At 45.2% G+C, this 18,260-nt stretch carries 15 protein-coding genes; 1 reads left to right on the plus strand and 14 read right to left on the minus strand.

The annotated features are described in order from the left end of the window. Window positions 1-146: 146 nt before the first annotated feature. Both QT998_RS23495 and mfd read right to left on the minus strand, forming a co-directional pair. A complete protein-coding gene (locus QT998_RS23495) occupies window positions 147-800 on the minus strand; it encodes an S-layer homology domain-containing protein (protein ID WP_333089799.1) in 654 nt (217 codons plus the stop codon). A 200-nt stretch (window positions 801-1,000) separates the two neighbouring features. Continuing rightward, window positions 1,001-4,561, minus strand: coding sequence for a transcription-repair coupling factor (gene mfd, locus QT998_RS23500; protein WP_333118038.1), 3,561 nt, complete (start codon window positions 4,559-4,561; stop codon window positions 1,001-1,003). A 446-nt stretch (window positions 4,562-5,007) separates the two neighbouring features. Here mfd and QT998_RS23505 point away from each other — a divergent pair, with 446 nt between their 5' ends. Beyond that, window positions 5,008-6,339 (plus strand): hemolysin family protein, encoded by a 1,332-nt coding sequence (locus tag QT998_RS23505; protein ID WP_333118041.1) that lies wholly within the window; start codon window positions 5,008-5,010, stop codon window positions 6,337-6,339. Between the two features lie 164 nt (window positions 6,340-6,503). On the opposite strand, the gene QT998_RS23510 is transcribed toward QT998_RS23505, so the two are convergent. The 12 genes from QT998_RS23510 to QT998_RS23565 all read right to left on the minus strand — a co-directional run. Beyond that, a complete protein-coding gene (locus QT998_RS23510) occupies window positions 6,504-7,835 on the minus strand; it encodes a hypothetical protein (protein WP_333118043.1) in 1,332 nt (443 codons plus the stop codon). Between the two features lie 6 nt (window positions 7,836-7,841). Continuing rightward, window positions 7,842-9,167, minus strand: coding sequence for a hypothetical protein (locus QT998_RS23515; protein ID WP_333118045.1), 1,326 nt, complete (start codon window positions 9,165-9,167; stop codon window positions 7,842-7,844). A 13-nt stretch (window positions 9,168-9,180) separates the two neighbouring features. Continuing rightward, entirely contained in the window at window positions 9,181-10,413 is a 1,233-nt protein-coding gene (locus QT998_RS23520) for an SGNH/GDSL hydrolase family protein (RefSeq protein ID WP_333118046.1), read from the minus strand. 4 nt (window positions 10,414-10,417) lie between these two features. Next, the gene (locus tag QT998_RS23525) at window positions 10,418-10,582 is read right to left on the minus strand and encodes a DUF5989 family protein (RefSeq protein WP_333089789.1); all 165 of its coding nucleotides are present in this window, start codon (window positions 10,580-10,582) and stop codon (window positions 10,418-10,420) included. Beyond that, window positions 10,583-11,050 (minus strand): SxtJ family membrane protein, encoded by a 468-nt coding sequence (locus tag QT998_RS23530; protein WP_333089788.1) that lies wholly within the window; start codon window positions 11,048-11,050, stop codon window positions 10,583-10,585. It abuts the gene before it with no gap. Between the two features lie 240 nt (window positions 11,051-11,290). Further along, on the minus strand, window positions 11,291-13,267 hold the full coding sequence (locus QT998_RS23535; RefSeq protein WP_333089787.1) for a carbamoyltransferase family protein: 1,977 nt from the start codon (window positions 13,265-13,267) through the stop codon (window positions 11,291-11,293). A 171-nt stretch (window positions 13,268-13,438) separates the two neighbouring features. Then, the gene (locus tag QT998_RS23540; protein ID WP_333118049.1) at window positions 13,439-13,924 is read right to left on the minus strand and encodes a hypothetical protein; all 486 of its coding nucleotides are present in this window, start codon (window positions 13,922-13,924) and stop codon (window positions 13,439-13,441) included. Between the two features lie 348 nt (window positions 13,925-14,272). Next, window positions 14,273-14,581: a P-II family nitrogen regulator gene (locus QT998_RS23545; RefSeq protein ID WP_333089783.1), complete on the minus strand. Its 309-nt coding sequence runs from the start codon at window positions 14,579-14,581 to the stop codon at window positions 14,273-14,275. 4 nt (window positions 14,582-14,585) lie between these two features. Next, complete coding sequence (locus tag QT998_RS23550) at window positions 14,586-15,557, minus strand: sodium-dependent bicarbonate transport family permease (protein WP_333089782.1); 972 nt, start codon at window positions 15,555-15,557, stop codon at window positions 14,586-14,588. A 195-nt stretch (window positions 15,558-15,752) separates the two neighbouring features. Then, a complete protein-coding gene (locus QT998_RS23555; RefSeq protein ID WP_333089781.1) occupies window positions 15,753-16,487 on the minus strand; it encodes a glutathione peroxidase in 735 nt (244 codons plus the stop codon). A 198-nt stretch (window positions 16,488-16,685) separates the two neighbouring features. Beyond that, on the minus strand, window positions 16,686-17,321 hold the full coding sequence (locus QT998_RS23560) for a Uma2 family endonuclease (RefSeq protein ID WP_333089779.1): 636 nt from the start codon (window positions 17,319-17,321) through the stop codon (window positions 16,686-16,688). 179 nt (window positions 17,322-17,500) lie between these two features. After that, a partial coding sequence (locus QT998_RS23565; RefSeq protein ID WP_333118052.1) for a sulfotransferase family protein occupies window positions 17,501-18,260 on the minus strand: 760 nt, incomplete at its 5' end.

Below are 18,260 nucleotides of genomic sequence, written 5' to 3' on the forward strand. Positions count from 1 at the left end.
AATGCGAGTCCGCTCCTTTTGGCGGACTCGCATTCCGCACGCGCGATCCGTTTTTGTTATGGTAATTGATCGCACCCTAGGACTTCTCTGGGATGGCGCGGGCATTTTGGCATCCCCAAAAATTAAATTTTAATCCAGAACAAATATTACCTTCCCATGCCGCGATTCGGAGGCCCCTCATCACGGACTGGTAAAGAAGTTGGCCTTACCTGTCGCTCCAAATATTTGCTCAAAGCGTAAGCGATATCCCCGCGAGTCATCGGCTTCAAAGGATTAATTTTATTAGTTCCAATATCAACATTCACAAACCCTTCATAAAGTGCAGTAGCCATAGACTTTCTAGCCCAACTAGGGATTTCCCCTGCATCTGGATACTTAGTTAAAATCTCGCCAACAGTCGCGTCGGGAAACTGAAAAACACCGTAGGCTTGAGCAAAAATTGCCAAAGCTTCAGCACGAGTCACCCTTTGATTAGGGAAAAACATTCCGTCGCGATATCCGCTCATTGTTCCCGTTTTCAAAGCAGTTTGAATCGCACTGTAAGCCCAGTAACTCTTAGCTACGTCCGGCAATTCCATATCTGGTTTCTGAGCTGTTTTCCGTCGTTCCAAACCAAAAGTTTTTACTAAAATAACCGCCAAATCAGCGCGGCTGACAAGGCCATCAGCATTAAAATTACCGCTAGGATCTTTATTCATCAATCCAGCACTAACAACCCTATCGATCGGGTCAATAATTTGTTGAGCTTGAACCACCGTTGGCACTCCTTGCGCTAGCGCGATCGCAAAAAAAACACACACTAACGTTTTCACTATTTTAATCCTTTGTGCTACGACTGAAGGAAGTTCGGCAATAGATTCGCTCCACGGATTTAATGGATGCAGGGAAGATTTGTCCAGACTTGTACAGACTTGTACAGCACCGTCGAAGTAGCGTAGCCGAATTAAGACAAAAGAGGGCAGAGAGAAAATTCAAGTGTTCGCTTAACACCACTTAAAAATCAAAAAATTGCTTCCGGCAAAGCGCCCTGCATTTTACCCAACCAATCAATCAAATTATCCAACTGCTTTTGGGCAGTCAAAACCGCCATACCTCGAATAGTAACCTTCCCCTTGCTGTAGACAAAACGAGAGCGCAAATGTTCCGGCAAATTAGCCTGGAGCAAATTCCAAGCAGGCTCCTCCATCGGCGTTTCCAAAACAATGTGCTGCTTGTTCTCCGGTTTAATCCGAGAAAAACCGATTTGCTTGGCGATTTGTTTGAGTTCGACAATGCGGATCAGTTGCTCAGCCGGCAGAGGAATGGGCCCGTAACGATCGCACCAATCGGCCCGAATTTGCTGCAAATCGGCTGGAGTATTAGCAGAAGCCACAGAGCGGTAAGCGCTCATTTTTTGATCCAAATCCCCAATATAATCAGCAGGAATAAACGCCGTCAAACTGAGGTCGATTTGTGTATCCTCAACCTTCGGAATTTCCTGACCTTTAATTTCGCGAATGGCCTCCTCTAACATTTCAGCATACAAATCAAAACCGATCGCCTCCATTTGACCGGACTGTTCCGTACCCAAAACATCACCAGAGCCCCGAATTTCCATATCCCGGACAGCCAACTGATAGCCAGAACCCAACTGCGCGAACTCTTGAATAGCCCGCAACCTCTGCCTTGCAGCATCCGAAAGCTTATTCTGCTTCGGATAAAACAGCCAAGCGTGAGCTTGAATCCCCGCGCGCCCCACCCGTCCCCGCAACTGGTAAAGCTGACCCAAACCAAACCGCTGCGCGTCTTCAATCAAAATTGTATTGACGCGGGGAATATCCAAACCAGACTCAATAATCGTCGTGCACACCAAAATATCGAACTGAGCGGCACTAAAAGTCAGCATGATTGATTCTAGTTCCGAAGCATCCATTTGACCGTGGGCGATCGCAATTCTCGCCCCCGGAACCATTGTTTGCAAAGTATCCGCCAACTCATCAATCCCCTCAATCCGGGGCACGACATAAAAAACCTGACCGCCCCTGTCCAACTCTTGACGAATAGCAGTCCGCACAACTTCCAAATCGTAGGGGGCTAAATGAGTCTGAATCGGGCGGCGGCTTGGCGGCGGAGTCGCAATCAAACTCATCTCCCGAATCCCCGACAGCGACATATACAAAGTCCGGGGAATCGGAGTCGCAGTCAGAGTCAGCACATCAACTTCTGTTTTCAGGGCTTTAATCGCTTCCTTTTGCTTCACCCCAAACCGCTGTTCTTCGTCCACCACCAACAGGCCCAAATCGCGAAATTTAATCGCCTTGCTCAAAACAGCTTGAGTGCCGACAATCACGTCTAACTCCCCAGTGGCCAAGCGCTTGTGAATCTCCCGGCGCTCGGTTTCTGTGCGAAAGCGATTGAGCAAACCAACTTGGATCGGATAAGGCGAAAAACGCTCTGAGAGGGTGTGATAGTGCTGTTGGGTCAAAATTGTCGTCGGCGCAAGCATTGCCACCTGCTTGCCCGCTGTAACCGCCTTAAAAATAGCTCTGAGAGCGACTTCCGTCTTGCCAAAACCGACATCGCCGCAGACGAGACGATCCATCGGTCGATCGCCCTCCATGTCACGTTTCACATCAAAAGTAGCCTTCAACTGATCCGGCGTTGGCTGGTACGGAAAAGAATCCTCCAACTCTTGCTGCCAAGGCATATCGGGAGGAAAAGCATAACCTTGTTGTTTAGCTCTTTTAGCGTAAAGATTCAGCAAATCCACTGCCAATTTCTTAACAGCTTTGCGAACTTTTGTCTTAGTTTTTTCCCAAGTTTGGCCTGTCAGCTTGTTGAGATCCGGCGCTTTCTCCCCAACAGTCCGAAACCTCGACAGCGCGCCCAACTGGTCGGCGGCGACTCTGAGAGTACCGTCAGCGTATTGCAGCACCAAATATTCGCGAGTTTCCCGATCGATCGTCAAGCGTTCCAACTTGAGAAACTTGCCAACTCCGTGCTGGCGGTGCACCACAAAATCCCCCGGACTCAGCTTGTGCGGGTCAACCTTTTTAGAAGCAGCGCGGCGGCGCTTGCGGACATAGCTAAAAGTCGCCAGAGAATGCTGGCCGTAGAATTCGCGATCGGTAATTAAAACAATCCGAAAAGTCGGCAGGATAAACCCTTCCAATTCTGCCAGCCCGTTGTATTTCAGAGCTACTGGAACGTGTTGCAACTGCAATTTGTCGATCGCCAAAAAGTCCCGAGGATTCACCACAAACTGAGCCGGACAGTCGTGTTCCGACAGCAGAGCAACAGAGCGGCTCGGTTGAGCCGAAACCATAAACACCGTAAAACCCCGATCGCGCTCTTCCCGGAGCATTTGAGAGAGTTTAGCAAATTGGTGAGGCATCACCGGCACAGGCCTGCTGGCCAAATTAATCGGAGGCGATAGCTGCTCCCCCCCTGCGGAGTTTTTAATTTTTTGAGTAGCAGAATCTTCTGTCAATTCTGAAACTTCTAGCCTGTAAAAAACTGCGACATCCGCCATCGATTCGGCAAAAGTGCGGTGAATTTTGGGAACTTTTAAATTAGCAATTGGCAATCTTTCGGTTTCACCACCTGCTGCTTCTGATTCCCGATTGCAACTTTCCCATTGTTCCTGTGCATTCTCGAACCAGCGGTCGCTGTGACCTTCGCATCCTTGCGTTTCGTCAACTACAACTAAGGTATTTTCCGGCAAATAATCCAACAAAGACGCGGGTTTCTCGAAGGCTAAACCCAACAGCCTGTGGACAAATTTTTCAGATTCATTTTCTGTGTCACTCGATCCTAATTTGTTGATTTTGTCAAGAGTTTTTTCAGCTAAAACTGCTTTAATAATTGTGTTAAAATTAGTAGGAGTTAAAACTAATCGATCGACCTTATCGAGCGATCGCTGGTTCGAGGGATCGAACTCGCGCAGTTGTTCCAAATTATCCCCGAACCATTCCAGCCGCACCGGCAACTCCGCCGCCACCGGAAACACATCGACAATATCGCCCCGGCGGCTCCACTGGCCCTCCATTTCTACCAAATTCACCCGATCGTATCCCATCGAGGCCAGTTGGCGGTCAAGTATCTTGGAGTCTTGAACTTCGCCTCGCTTCAGCGTCAGACAGTAGGGTTCAAAAGCACTTCGAGGTGGCAAATGAGGCTGCAGGGCTCTTTCTGTGGCGACAATGGCGATCGGCTTCGACTGATTGGCGGTTTTTTCTTGCTTGTCCACCAAATCCGCCAGCACCTGCATTTGTCCCCAGGTCATTTCGTTCTCGTCGGAGTAGGATAGCTCGTAGGGAGAAGCCTCGGAAGTCGGGTAAAAATGTACGGTTTGCCAGCCCATCGCCTCTAGAGAGGCTACCCAGCGCCCTGCTTCTTCCAGGGTTGCTGTCACAACCAACAGGTTTCGCCCTTCTTCCTGGGCGAGGGCGGAAGCTACCAAACCTTTGGGTAAGCGGGCTAGACCTGCCAGTTGCAAGCAGTGATGCCGTTTGAGCTTGTTGAGAAGTTCTGTTGCTAGGGGCGATCGCCCCAAAGTACGAATTATTGAAGAGAAAGTCATGGGTTGTTAATTTTAATCCCCGATGGGCGAAGGCTCTTCCCCGCGGCCTGCTAAGTAAGTTCGATTGTACGACAAACATCTATCATTGTGGCGATCGGCTGTTGGCAGTGCCACTCAACTACAGGTAGATTTCTGCTAGAGGCTTTCTATAAAAATCTCGAACTTGCGATCGCGATCGAGCCAGTTCCGTTAATATAGGGCCAGGTTTAGAAAAAATTTCGATTTTGCGATCGAGATTGACCGCTTCCAAACCTCTCCTGTGACTGCACCCAAAGACGGATACCCTGCCACGTACTCAAGTTGTGAAGATCGAAAAATTTTAGACATTAGGGAAATCCCCCAGATACTGGCTGCGGAGTCAATCTAAAATCTAAAATCTAAAATCTAAAATCTAAAATCGACTAACCGGGCAGTGCGCTTCGCCTTTACCACCGATAATTTGAGAAATGTCCCCAAGTACCGACCTTCTGATTGTTCTCCTGCTGGTTTTCCTCAATGGCGTGTTTGTGATGTCAGAGATGGCCATCATCTCAGTACGGAAGGTGAGACTGCAACAGATGGCAAACCAGGGTTCGCTCAATGCCCGTGTAGCGCTGGATCTGGCTAATGCCCCCAATCAGTTCTTGCCGACTGTTCAAATCGGGATTACGCTGCTGGCTATCCTGTCCGGCGCTTTCGGAGAAACGACGATTGCTAAAAGAGTAGAGCCTCTGTTGCGCTTGATTCCGGCTTTGGAACCCTACTCAGGGGCGATCGCCTCAGTCATCGCAATTTTAACCATAACTTATCTCACCATAATTATTGGCGAACTCGTGCCGAAGCGCCTCGCCCTCAACAACCCTGAGCCGATCGCCTCCAGTGTCGCTATTCCGATGCGAATGCTGTCCAAAATTGGCGCTCCCGCCGTTTATGTTTTAAGTTATTCCACTGACTTAATCTTGCGGATTATGGGGATTGTGCCTTCAACAGAACCGCAAGTTACAGAGGAAGAAATCAAAGTTTTAATAGAGCAAGGCACCGAGGCCGGAACCTTTGAAGAAGCCGAACAAGACATGGTAGAAAGAGTCTTTCGTTTGGGCGATCGGCGAGTCAGCGCCTTAATGACTCCGCGACCCGATCTTACTTGGCTCGACCTCGACGACTCAGTAGAAGAAAACCGCCAAAAAATGCTCGGCAGCGGTCATTCTCGGTTTCCTGTTTGTCAGGGCGGACTCGATAATGTTGTCGGTTTAGTACACGTTACCGATATGCTGTCTCGCACTTTGACCGGTCAACCCCTCGATTTAAGTGCTTCTTTACGCAGGCCTTTATTTGTACCTGAAAGCACGCGCGGTTTAAAAGTATTAGAGCTTTTCAAGCAATCTAGTAATCAAATTGCCTTAGTGGTTGACGAATACGGAGTCATTCAAGGATTAGTGACAGTTAACGACATTTTAGTCGAACTCGTTGGCGACTTTCCTTCAATAGAAGATGCCGACGAACCCCAAGCAGTCCAGCGCGAGGACGGTTCTTGGCTGTTAGACGGAATGCTCCCGGTTGAAGATTTCTTTGAATTATTTGGAATTGATGAAATATCGTCAGAAAATAGGGGTAGCTACCACACAATGGGCGGTTTTGTGATTACAAATTTGGGGAAAATTCCGACAGCAGCGGAGCATTTTGAGTGGAACGGTTTGCGAGTCGAAGTCGTGGATATGGACGGCAACCGAGTTGATAAGATATTGGTAATGCCGATCGACTCTGTGGGCGATCGATCTAAAACCGAAGCAAATACCTAAAATTTGCGATCGGCGGTAAAATAGGTTCGTAGTGAGGACTTTAGTCCCGATCAATTTCTGAGGACTCAAGTCCTCACTACAAACCTCATCAGGGTTATTTTGCGATACATAATGTAAATTATCGGGCTATCTATGTAAGCCGGATTTGATATAATTTTGTCAACCTACTTCTTCTTACTCCTAGCCTCATTTTTCTGCAAATATTCCAGAATAGAACGGCCCACATAATTGCTAAATATCGCCTGTCCAGCTTGATTGTAATGACAGCAGCTATCTACATAAACAACATCTTTAGTCTTGTCGAACACCTTGACCCCATTGAAAATAGTGATATTATTTTTTTGTAAATTAGGAAACTTACTCAAAAGAACCGGATAGCCAATTTCCACAGCCTTAGCATAAGGAGTATCCTTGTTAAAAGCAATCTGCTTTTCAGCTTCACCAAACACCCTTTTCGTCTGATAATATTGATTGGGCTGGAGAACATGAAAATACGGCACATTGCTAGCCGACAGCACTTTGTGCATAAAAATTGAACTTTTTACCCACTGCGATGCAATTTCTTCAAAAGCTACTGAATCGCTTAAAACAGAATTATTTTTATTGATATAAATAACGTTATCACCATTTTTTTGTGGTTGAGTTTGTTTTTTGTCAAACGCAATCACATCTTTACGATAATTGTTAACTAAATTTTGAACGTAAACAGAAGTCAAAGCATCGCACGCCGCGAAAGAGCAGTGCTGCAAAGTTTCCAGCCCCTCATTAATCTTAGTTTTAGTTTCTTGAATTCTGACACTTGCTTTCATAGCTTTTAAAGAAAGGCTATTATTCGCTAAATTAGTCAGCGGCAGAATATGCTGAATGCTTGGCATCGCCAAATCTATTTTATTTTTATTGTTGAGATTAGAAAGTGCTACTTCATTAAAACCATCTATATTGACCACCATATCTAATTCTTGACCTAAGGATAAAAAATAGTTTAAAATTAATAACTGTTGGGGCTGTTTGTAGCCTCCAGTAGCAAAAGACAAAATTACAAATTCTTTATCCTTTAAACCAGGAAGTTGCTTGAGGTATTGAGGTAAAATTTTATTTTGAACTTCAAATATTCCATAATTAGAAGCCACAGAACCGCCAAAAACTCCAATGATAAATTGATTGGGCTTGGTTTTTTTGAACGGATAATCATAGGGAGACATAAACCCGTAATTGTTAACTTTAAAACCGGGGCGAAAATCGGGGCCAGGTTTTTCAATAAATCCAAAAAAAGGATGCAGCCTGACTATAATAGACTGATTCAGCCGCACTCCTTCTAAATTGATTCCTAAAGCCGACTTATCTTGCACATTCGATCTAGTATAGAAAAATTGCTTGTGCTTGAGAAAATACCATCCCAGCGAACCGAGTTCCACGAAAACAAGTAAAAACGCCAAGTTAATCGCAGCAATTTTGAGGATTTCTGGGATTTTTTTAATCGACTTAAAATTTTTCATAAATATCTATTTTGACTCTCTTACTACTTTAATCATTGAGCTGGAAACATAGTCTGCCAATACTTCCTCTCCTACTGAATTGTAGTGGCAGCAGCCATCTTTGTAAACTGTTTCTTTGGTATTGTCCAAAATATTCACGGCGTTAAAAACATTAACCCCAGCTTTTTGCAAATCATCGACTTTAGACAACAGTACGGGATAACCTTTTTTCACCCCTTCAATGTAAGGACTATTCTTGTCGATCGCAATTTCGTCCTCCTTGGCGGTAAAGATTCGTTTAGTTTGATAATATTGGTTGGGCTGAATAAAGTGAAAATACTTAATTTTTCTACTTGACAAAATTTGATTCATCGCGATCGACGATTCGTACCAAATCGATGCTACTTCATTAAAAGCAGCAGCATCCGGCAAAACAAAGTCAGCTTTGGGAAGGTATACTATACCGCTATTTTCCGTGTTTTGGTTGGATTGTTTGACTTGCCGGTCATACTTGACAAGGGCTTTCTGGTAATTGTTGACTAATTGTTTCACTCTCAGCGAGGTAATAGCGTGACACAAAGCAAGCTGACAAGTTTGCAATTTGTCAATACCTGCTTTCAACTGTTTTTTAGTTTCGCTAATTTGCACGATCGAACTCATCGCTTCCGGCGACAAGTTGTTGTTGGCTAAACTCGTCAGCGGCTTGACGTGTTGAACGCTGGGCATTCCTATTTCTAATCCGGCTTTGTTGTTTAAATTTGACAGTGCTACTTCGTTAAAACCGTCAATATTGACGACTAAATCTAAATCTTGACCCAAGGCTAGAAAGTAATTTAAAATTAATAATTGTTGGGGTTGTTTGTAGCCGCCGTTACAGAAATTTAAAACTATAATTTCTTTGTTGGCGAATTCTGGATAACTCTTTAACTTTTGAGAAAATCTTTTGGTGACGTATTCATTTACGGCAAAGTTGTTAGCAACAGAACCGCCGAAAATTCCTACAATCAATTGATTCTTATTAGTTTTAATAAACGGATATTCGTAGAGAGAATAAAAGCCTTCTTTGTTGACTTTTAATTTTAATTTTTCATTGGGAAAAGCACCTTGTTTGAGTACGTAGCCAAAAAACGGGTGCAGTCTTTCTACGATAGATTCATCTAGTCTAATTCCGAGCCTTTCAATATCTTCTGCTACTTTTTCTTTGCCTTTGGTTCTGGTATAAAAAAACTGTTTTTGATTTACAAAATAAAAAGCTAGCGACAAAGCTTCCAGACAAATAAAAGCGATCGCCAAATTAACAGCGATTAAAGTTAATATATTTTTGCCTTTTTTGAACGAAGTTGAGTCTTTCATGTAATTTGACTGATTACGGTTGTTTTTTGGGGGCTTGAGACTGCTTCAAGTTTTCGCACAAATTGCGAGCAATCAAAATACTAGCAAGCCTGTGTCCGAGTTCATTCCAGTGACCCCCACAGGGTACAGAATTCTCAAAACCGTGGGCGCACACTTGAAATTTTTCAGTATAACCTTGAAACTGTTCGGATAAATTCAGTACCCGAAAACCTTCGCGCGCGCCCAATTTTTTTAGCCGCTTATCGGGATAAAACAAATCCTGAATTTTGTTTTTTCTCATAAAATTTTTTCGTCTCTGGGCATCCCGTTCAACTTGTATCGGATCGCCGATCGTCACAAGTAAGAAATCAGCATTTTTCTGCACGACTTCATTGCGAATCTCCACAATCAAACCTTCTGTTACCTTCCAGGCATCTTGCCAAGCTGCATCTTGAGGTGGAATGAAGTTTTTGGTACTCAAACCGGAAAAATCTGCCGATAACTGCAGCTTTTTCTGGTCTATGTCAATTTTTTTGATGACTTGCAAAATGCGCGAATTGTTGACCAGAAAACTGGGCAATTTGTCTACGAATGAAACTGCTCTTGCGTTGCGGTCGATCGGTGCTAAATTGCGAAAAGACATATCCGGTACTAACTTGCCGCTAGCATTATACGCAAAAAATGGTCGATAGTGGTCGTATTCTAGTTTGGGGGAATTGTTAATTACATCGTTGCCCATAAAAAATGCAAGAATTACAATATCAGGATTGTAATCCCACACTTTTTTTCGCAGCATTATCAATTCTTGAGCATTACCGTAACCCTGCACGCCGAAATTGATAACTTCAACATTTTTGCGTCCCTTAACAGCTTCGCAGTTGCCTAGCTTTCGTTCCAATTTCGACCAGAAAGTTTGTTCGACTGGTACGTGAATTGCTTCGGTGAAAGAATCGCCCAAAACTGCGATTCTGAGGGTATTGGGAGGTTTGGCTTTTGTGTGTTCGCGATCGCGCAAACCCTCACTATTCACCTGCACAAAACTCTCACCTTCGCCCTTCCACTCCCCGGATACACCTGGTTTAAGCTTCCAGCCCAAATCGGGATCGGCAGTGTGGAAACGAGTTGGCGCGGAGTCTGCGAAAGCTCCAATTTTGGGGTAGCCCTCAACTCCTGCAACTCGCAATCCAACTTCACCAATTACCACCCCCATGAATAAACTACCGAGTATCAAACCTAAGTTGACACCCAAATTTTTCAATTTGCTCATTCTTTCAAAACAGCGTGTAAATAAACGGAGCAATCACAGAACCATGACTCAATACAATCAAAGCTCCCAAAAATACTAAAGTCACAATTAAGGGTATCAGCCAATATTTTTTGCGTTCTCTCATAAACGCCCACAAATCTTTGAGAAAGTCTAAAGTTGCTTCAAACACTTAGAAAGGACGCTCCATACTAACTTTGGTTCTTGCTTTACTTGGGATGCGGTAGGTATCCATTTTCGGATTTAGTTTGCGCCGCATTGCATCTTCGCCAAACAGGTTTTTGATCACTCCCATCGGCCAAACTATCAGGTAAAAAACTATCCCTAGGACGATCGGCGTTTCGATCTTGTTGAGGAGCAGTCCAAACCGCATCCATGCGTGATAAACGGGATTCAGGGATTTTGGTGCAACCAATGCTAGCGCGACTAGCACTGCACCGACAGCCCAGGGCCACCAAGGTATAGAATGCCGCCGCAGTAAAGGTACTGCTAAACCGAACAGCAGGGCAATTAAGCCGCCAATTAGCAGCCCGAAATCGCGCAGGCCTTTTTTGTCGAGTTTTTTAATTTCGTCGCTCATGTTGAAGGAAGAAGGAAGAGGGAAGAAGGAAGAGGGAAGAGGGAAGAGAGAAGAAGTCATTAGTCCAACGTCATGTTTTGCTGTCGCCTCCGAGCTTTCCGTACAACGTCATCAGGAAGATGGAAGATGGAAGAATGCTCGTTACCAGGCAGAGCCTGGTAACGCAGATCCGGAGGCTCTGCCTCGAATTTGACTCCGTAAGCAAGCGAGGCAGAGCAAGAGTGATATCGGTTCCCAGGCAGAGCCGGGGAACCAGTTAAACTGTCAACTGTCAACTGTCAACTGCCAACTGTTAACTGACTAATCTAGTTCAAATTCATTTTTCCAAGCATCATCTTGTTTCCAAGGAATTTGTTCTGATTTAGGAATCAAGTAATTCTCTAAAACCAGATAGTCCATTTCGGTTCGCATGAAACAGCGGTAAGCATCTTCGGGGGTGCAAACAATGGGTTCGCCTCGGACGTTGAAGGAAGTATTTACCAGAATCGAACAGCCCGATCGCTCTTCAAAATGACTGATTAAGTCATAGTACCGAGGATTGGTTTCTTTGTGAACTGTTTGGATGCGAGCCGAGTAATCGACGTGGGTAACAGACGGAATTTCCGATCGCGGAATGTTGAGCTTTTCAATGCCAAACAACTGCTCTTGTTCGGGAGTCATGGGAATGCGGAGACTGGCTTTGACCGGTGCTACTAATAGCATATAAGGGCTAGAGTGGTCAATCTCGAAATAATCCGCAACTCTTTCGGCTAAAATTGATGGTGCAAAAGGTCGAAATGATTCCCGATATTTAATTTTCAGGTTCATCACAGACTGCATTTTAGCATTGCGTGGATCGCCAATAATCGATCGCCCGCCCAGAGCTCGCGGCCCAAATTCCATCCGCCCTTGGAACCATCCAACGACATTTCCCTGTGCCAAAATTTCCGCCAACTGCGGCATCAATTCGGCATCGTCCAATCGGTGATAACTAGCTTTGACAGCATCTAAATATTCAAGAATTTCTGCGTCAGTAAACCTTGGCCCCAAATAGGAACCGCGCATTTTGTCGTGACAAGTTAAATGAGCCACCGACTTCGCCACTGTTGCGACAGCTTGGCTTGTAGTGAGGACTTCAGTCCTCTCCTCCCCACTGGTAGTAAAGACTTCAGTCCTCTCCGGCTTAATATTATTATTTACTGCGAGTAACTCGTCGCCCACAGTACGAGTTTGTTCGCAATACTGATACCAAATCGCCAAAGCCGCGCCCAAAGCACCGCCAGCATCTCCCGCTGCTGGTTGAATCCAAATATCTTTGAAAATATTTTCCCGCAAAAGTCTGCCGTTAGCAACGCAGTTGAGAGCAACGCCGCCCGCGAGACAAAGATAATCGACATCCAATTCTTTTTTAACTGTTCTGCAAAGCCGCAAAACAACTTCTTCGGTAACAACTTGAATGGAAGCTGCAATGTCCATTTCCCGCTGAGTCAGTTGTCCTTCACCTTGACGCGGCGGCCCTTCAAACAGTTCGTCAAACTTCTTATTTGTCATGGTTAAGCCAACTGTGTAGTTGAAATAATCCATGTTTAAACGGAAAGTTCCGTCATCTTTGAGATCCATCAAATGGGTGAGAATTTTGTCTACATACTTGGGTTCGCCGTAGGGCGCTAAACCCATGAGTTTGTATTCGCCAGAGTTTACTTTAAAGCCTGTGTAGTAGGTGAAAGCTGAATAAAGCAAACCTAGGGAGTGGGGAAAATCGATTTCCCACTGAGGTGTTAGTTGGTTGCCGTCTCCCAACCAAACCGAGGTTGTTGCCCACTCGCCTACGCCATCGAGGCACAAAACGGCGGCTTTTTGAAACGGGCTGGGGAAAAATGCTGAGGCTGCGTGGGATTGGTGGTGCTCGGTAAATAGCAGAGATGGCAGTTTATTGGTTTTGCAGTTGCCTATTTCTGCGAGATCTCTTTTGAGCATGGTTTTGAGGTAAAGCTTTTCTTTCAGCCATATGGGCATGGCGGTTAGGAAAGAGCGAAAACCTTGGGGTGCGTAGGCTAAGTAGGTTTCGAGAAGGCGCTCGAATTTGACTAATGGTTTGTCGTAAAAGACTATGCGATCGACTTCCCGTAATTCTATGTTCGCTTCTTTTAGGCAATAGGCGATCGCATTCTTGGGAAATCTGGCGTCGTGCTTTTTGCGGGAAAATCTTTCTTCCTGCGCTGCGGCGATAATTTCTCCATCGCAAATTAAGGCTGCGGCGCTGTCATGGTAGTACGCCGAGATTCCAAGTATGTTCATCGCTCTCCTTACAAATCGCTATGCGCTCGTATCTGAGTATTTAGAATAGCTAATGATTATAGCTTTAGTGGTGCTGATTTGGAATTGACTTTTGCGATCGCCTCCAATTTTACTTAAATTTTACCGAAATAAATCTCGGTGCGCGGCCCTCAACCGTCTGACACCAGCCAGCTAGCGCCTGCGAATCCTGCGCCCCCAAGCTCTCAAGTAAGTGGCCGCGGGGAATTGATAAAATTCGCCTACCAACCACAGCACTATGCCTAAATGGGACAAAAAGGCTAAACCAGTCCAAGCTGCGGGCAGCCACGACAAGCGGCTGCCGGGAACCGGGGGAAAGTAGTAAGCTGAAAGTCCGAGCAAGGTGGTGGGAAGGAAGATGAGACCGATCGCTGCGGCAAAATAAGGCCATCCGAATTCTACGCCTTCGAGGTGTGATCCTATCCATTTTTTGCCGTTCCAGTGCCAAATTACGGGCGGCTGGCGATCGGCCATTTGGAGCGATTGCCTTTCTTCGCTGGCGGTAAAAATGTGCTGGCAGAAGTTGCAAGCTAGGGCTTCCATCATCGGCATCGTAGCAATTTCACCGGTGCGACAGACGGGACAGGGATATGTATCTTGAGAGTTGAAAGGTCTGGTTGATTTTTTGAAAGTTTGCATGGATCGGGCGGTTTGTCAAGATATTGAGCGATCTTAACAGAGTACAGAAATTGTATGTTGCGTGAGTTTTTTTTGTAAGTCGCAGAATATTTGATAGTTGGGTGCGGGCGGGTTTTGCCTGTAGATTGTTCGTGATTTCAGAGACAGCTACAGAATGATTGATCCTAATAATGACCGAAAGATAATTTTAGTGTGCAGTGTATCTGATGTCTCTAAAATCTATCATGACTATAGCCTTTCAAGCGAAAGATGAGGTATGCCGAGGTATGCTGCAAACCATACAGTGTCAAGCTTTTTATGGCAAAACTGGTACCTCACCTTTTAGAGAAAGGCTATAATGACTAATCGCTACCCAACGCACTTAGTGGTTAGCAATTCCACCGCATCCGAAATAAAACACGACCCTCCAAACTTATTTAGCACGGGTCTAATATGTTCTGCAACTGCCGATATTCGATCGGGTTCGCAAAAAGCCAGTACGTAAATATTATCCAGCATTGTCATTGCTAAATCGCGCGATCGAGTACCCCTGGTGCTTTTGCCTGCGACACCGCGAATCACTGAATAACCGGGGACACCAGCTTTTTCTAAACCGTCTAAAATCTTTGGAAGTTCTACCGAGTTCGCAATAATTTCTATCCTTTTAACTGTCTCCATCGGTTCACCTCCAAAATATATTGATTGCGTATAGATACGTGGGAATGCCTACAATGATGTTAAACGGAAACGTCACTGCTAAGGCTGTTGAAATGTAAAGGCTCGGGTTAGCTTCGGGAACCGTCAGCCGCATTGCTGCCGGTACTGCGATGTAAGAAGCACTCGCGCACAATACGGCAAACAGCAGGCTATCTCCTTCCGGCATTCCGATTATTTTGGCTATCACTAAACCAATGGCTGCGTTAACTATGGGAATGAGGATTGCAAAGCCGATCAGAAAAATTCCTGCATCTTGCAAATCTTGAATTCTGCTAGCAGCAACCAGGCCCATGTCTAGCAAGAAAAAAGTCAGAACGCCATAAAACAAATCTTGAGTAAAGGGACTTAAAACTTCCCAACCGTGCTCTCCAGTCAGTATCCCCATGATGAGGCTGCCAATTAGCAGAAATACTGAACTGTTTAGGAAGGCTTCTTTGAGCACTTCTGACCAAACTATATCGCGTTTTTCTTCTTGTCCGCCGAATACGCTGACGAGAATTAGACCGACGATAATTGCTGGGGATTCCATTAATGCTAGCGCTGCTACCATGTAACCGTCAAAGTCGATCCCCTGTCCTGTGAGGAAGGAGGTTGCGGTGATAAAGGTGACGGCGCTGATGGAACCGTAGGTGGCTGCGATCGCCGCTGCATTGTAGGCATCGAGTTTGATTCTCAGTATAAAGAAAGTATAAACTGGTACTAGGGCAGACATCAGCATCGCTGCCAAAATTGTCAGGGCGACTTGCTGGTCAATTCCGCTTTTGGAAAGTTCGACGCCTCCTTTAAATCCGATCGCAAACAGCAGGTACAGCGAAAACAGTTTGGGGATGGGTGCGGGAAATTCTAAATCAGATTTGAGAAAAATTGCTGCCATTCCCATGAAAAAAGCTAATACTGGTGGATTTAAAATGTTTGACGCTACTAGACTCAAATCCACGATCGTTAACTCCCATTTTTGATTTTTTTAATATTGTTTCAACCATAATTGTTGCACGAGAAGCGATCGATAGCGCGATCGAACTTTTGACTCCGAAAACTCGATCGGACTAAATACGGCTGCGGGTGTCTACTGCACACCCGCAGCCGTTGTAGGGTGTGCAGCACACACCCGCAGCCGTTGTTTTTTAACTCACTAAGCCACTGCCAAGTAAGATTCTAGGGCTTCGGAATCGCCGATCAACTTGCCGTCGATAAATACTTGTGGCACTGTTGTAGCACCAGTAACGGCCCGGAGCGATCGGGTTGTGATGTCCTGGCCCAGGACGATTTCTTCATAATCCAAGCCCTTTTCAGTCAGCATGGCCTTAGCCTTAGCGCAGAAGGGACAGCCTACTTTTGTAAACACTGAAACCACCTTGGGCTTGGTTGCTGAAGAGTTGATGTACTTGAGCATCGTCTCAGCATCGGACACCTTGAAAGGATCGCCCGGTTCCTCCGGTTCAATAAACATTTTCTCAACCAAACCATCTTTGACCAGCATCGAATAGCGCCAAGACCGCTTTCCAAAGCCTAAATCTGTTTTATCTACCAGCATTCCCATGCCTTCAGTAAACTCACCGTTACCGTCGGGAATTAACGTCACATTGTTTGCTTCTTGATCTTTTGCCCATTCGTTCATCACAAAGGTGTCATTGACGGACATACAAACGATTTCATTTACGCCATTTTCTTTGAAAACCTTCGCCAATTCGTTGTAGCCAGGGAGGTGTGTTGAGGAACAAGTGGGAGTAAATGCTCCCGGTAGGGAAAACACAGCTACGGTTTTGCCTGCAAACAATTCATCGGTGGTGACATCCACCCATTCGTTGTCTTTGCGAGTGCGAAAGGTGACTTTGGGTACTCTTTGACCTTCTTTGTTAGGCAGCATAATTTTGAATCCTTGAGTATTTGGGTTAAATTCCTTCGTTCATTATAGCGTACTCATAACGAGTATGACTTGTCAATGGGGGGCGGGTTTTTTCTTGGGACTGCTGCGCGCGAGTCAGTTGCTCGTCTTTGCGACAGCTTGGCGATCGAGCAGATTTAAAACTTGCTGTTTAGGGCGATCCCATAGCTGCAAGCTTCGCTAACGCAAATTCTGTCTCCATGCCTTTGCTGCTGCTAGCGGATGAGGATTTTTGACACATTCTGTCAACAGCTCGATATCAAGTTCCGGTAGCAATTCGCTGTTTGTGATTAATTCATAACCGCAGTTTGACACAAACTCAACCGGAATCTCTTCTCGCAAATGGTAGATCGAAAATCTCTCATTTCGCCAGAACCAAACCTCTCGCACATTCAACCTTCTATAGAGTTCTAGTTTATTGATGCTGCCACTGGTAACAATCACTTCAATTACCAAGTCGGGAAATTCTTTATCTGTGCCAATACAGTAAGCTTCATCCGGTTCCGTACCGCCACTTTTTTCCTCTTGCCGCAGAGTTGTAGAGCCAAAAGGGAAATATTCAATATCAGCTTCTACAAAATAAATAAGTAGCAGATCTCCAATGCTAGTTTTGCGACTTTCATGGCGGCGAGAAGGTGACATAATTTCTAAAACTCCATCTAAATAAGTAACTCGATATCCCGCAGCATCTCCAATCCGATGTACCAGTGTCTCGTATTCTTCCCAGTTCACCGTATCCGTGATGTAGCGCTCTTCGGGATCTTGGCGTTGGAGTGCTTGTTCTTTAAGTAATGTATCTAGCTCGATTGTCAGCATTAGTATTACCTCATTACAAGTTGTTCTAATTTTAGCAGACGGCGGTTGAAACCAGGTTTACACAAACTTTCGTCAGCGGGACGCAGTGTAAAGAGAATAACCGAACTTTAATCACCTTTTATTCAACCGGCGTCGGCAGGTTTTGTTCGTATCCACGCGGTTTCAACCGCCGTGTTATCTTATTCCCAATCAAACTTTCTCCCCAAATACTCCTCTAATTCCTGATTGTAAGGTTTAAAATAATCGCTCAAGCAGCAGCGAACCGACTCATTTACTCGCGGATAAAAACCAGGATTAGCATTTTGATATTCAGGTAATTGATATTCCGGCAAATCTAAAAATTCTAAAACTTGCTGAACAGTCGCCGCTGCACCGGCATAAAAATCTTCACTTTTCAAAATTAACAACTGTTCTCTGGGAAAGAAAGCCAGCCAATTTTTAATAAATTCTATATACCTACCGCGAGCTAAATAATTCCCCGGTTCTTCGCCGATGATGTATTCTGGGTTTTGGTTCAACCGTTCAAATTCATCGCTAATTGCCCGATCGAGCGATCGCCCTTCCCAATTCAAGCCCTTTAAGCGGTAGAAATGAGAAATCGCGCGATCGACCGGATTTCGCAACAGCACAATCAGCTTAGCCTCTGGAAATGCGCTGTAGAGACGTTTCGGCGCTTCCCGACAGTCAAAGTAACTGGGACTAGCCTCACCCGTTACAAATTGCTCTCCCTCCAGCATTGGGGGAAAATGAGCCAAATACCAATCAATTCCTCTATCAAAGTGCCACGAAAAAAAATCCATCTCCTTTTTAATCGGAGTCAAAATTTGCGGGTGGTGAGCTAAATAAGTGTACAGAGAAGTCGTGCCGCACCGCTGAGAACCAATAATTATAAAATTAGGAACTTTCACAGATTTTAAGTTCCAATTTTGTGGAACAGGC

Origin of the sequence: Microcoleus sp. S1D4, assembly GCF_036700765.1 — a bacterium.
Lineage (GTDB): Bacteria > Cyanobacteriota > Cyanobacteriia > Cyanobacteriales > Microcoleaceae > Microcoleus.

Bases quoted from the DNA above. Each gene is read 5' to 3' on its own strand.
- mfd (WP_333118038.1), bottom strand. From the start codon at position 4,561: ATGACTTTCTCTTCAATAATTCGTACTTTGGGGCGATCGCCCCTAGCA.
- QT998_RS23505 (WP_333118041.1), top strand. From the start codon at position 5,008: ATGTCCCCAAGTACCGACCTTCTGATTGTTCTCCTGCTGGTTTTCCTC.
- QT998_RS23510 (WP_333118043.1), bottom strand. From the start codon at position 7,835: ATGAAAAATTTTAAGTCGATTAAAAAAATCCCAGAAATCCTCAAAATT.
- QT998_RS23515 (WP_333118045.1), bottom strand. From the start codon at position 9,167: ATGAAAGACTCAACTTCGTTCAAAAAAGGCAAAAATATATTAACTTTA.
- QT998_RS23520 (WP_333118046.1), bottom strand. From the start codon at position 10,413: ATGAGCAAATTGAAAAATTTGGGTGTCAACTTAGGTTTGATACTCGGT.
- QT998_RS23530 (WP_333089788.1), bottom strand. From the start codon at position 11,050: ATGACTTCTTCTCTCTTCCCTCTTCCCTCTTCCTTCTTCCCTCTTCCT.
- QT998_RS23535 (WP_333089787.1), bottom strand. From the start codon at position 13,267: ATGAACATACTTGGAATCTCGGCGTACTACCATGACAGCGCCGCAGCC.
- QT998_RS23540 (WP_333118049.1), bottom strand. From the start codon at position 13,924: ATGCAAACTTTCAAAAAATCAACCAGACCTTTCAACTCTCAAGATACA.
- QT998_RS23545 (WP_333089783.1), bottom strand. From the start codon at position 14,581: ATGGAGACAGTTAAAAGGATAGAAATTATTGCGAACTCGGTAGAACTT.
- QT998_RS23555 (WP_333089781.1), bottom strand. From the start codon at position 16,487: ATGCTGCCTAACAAAGAAGGTCAAAGAGTACCCAAAGTCACCTTTCGC.
- QT998_RS23560 (WP_333089779.1), bottom strand. From the start codon at position 17,321: ATGCTGACAATCGAGCTAGATACATTACTTAAAGAACAAGCACTCCAA.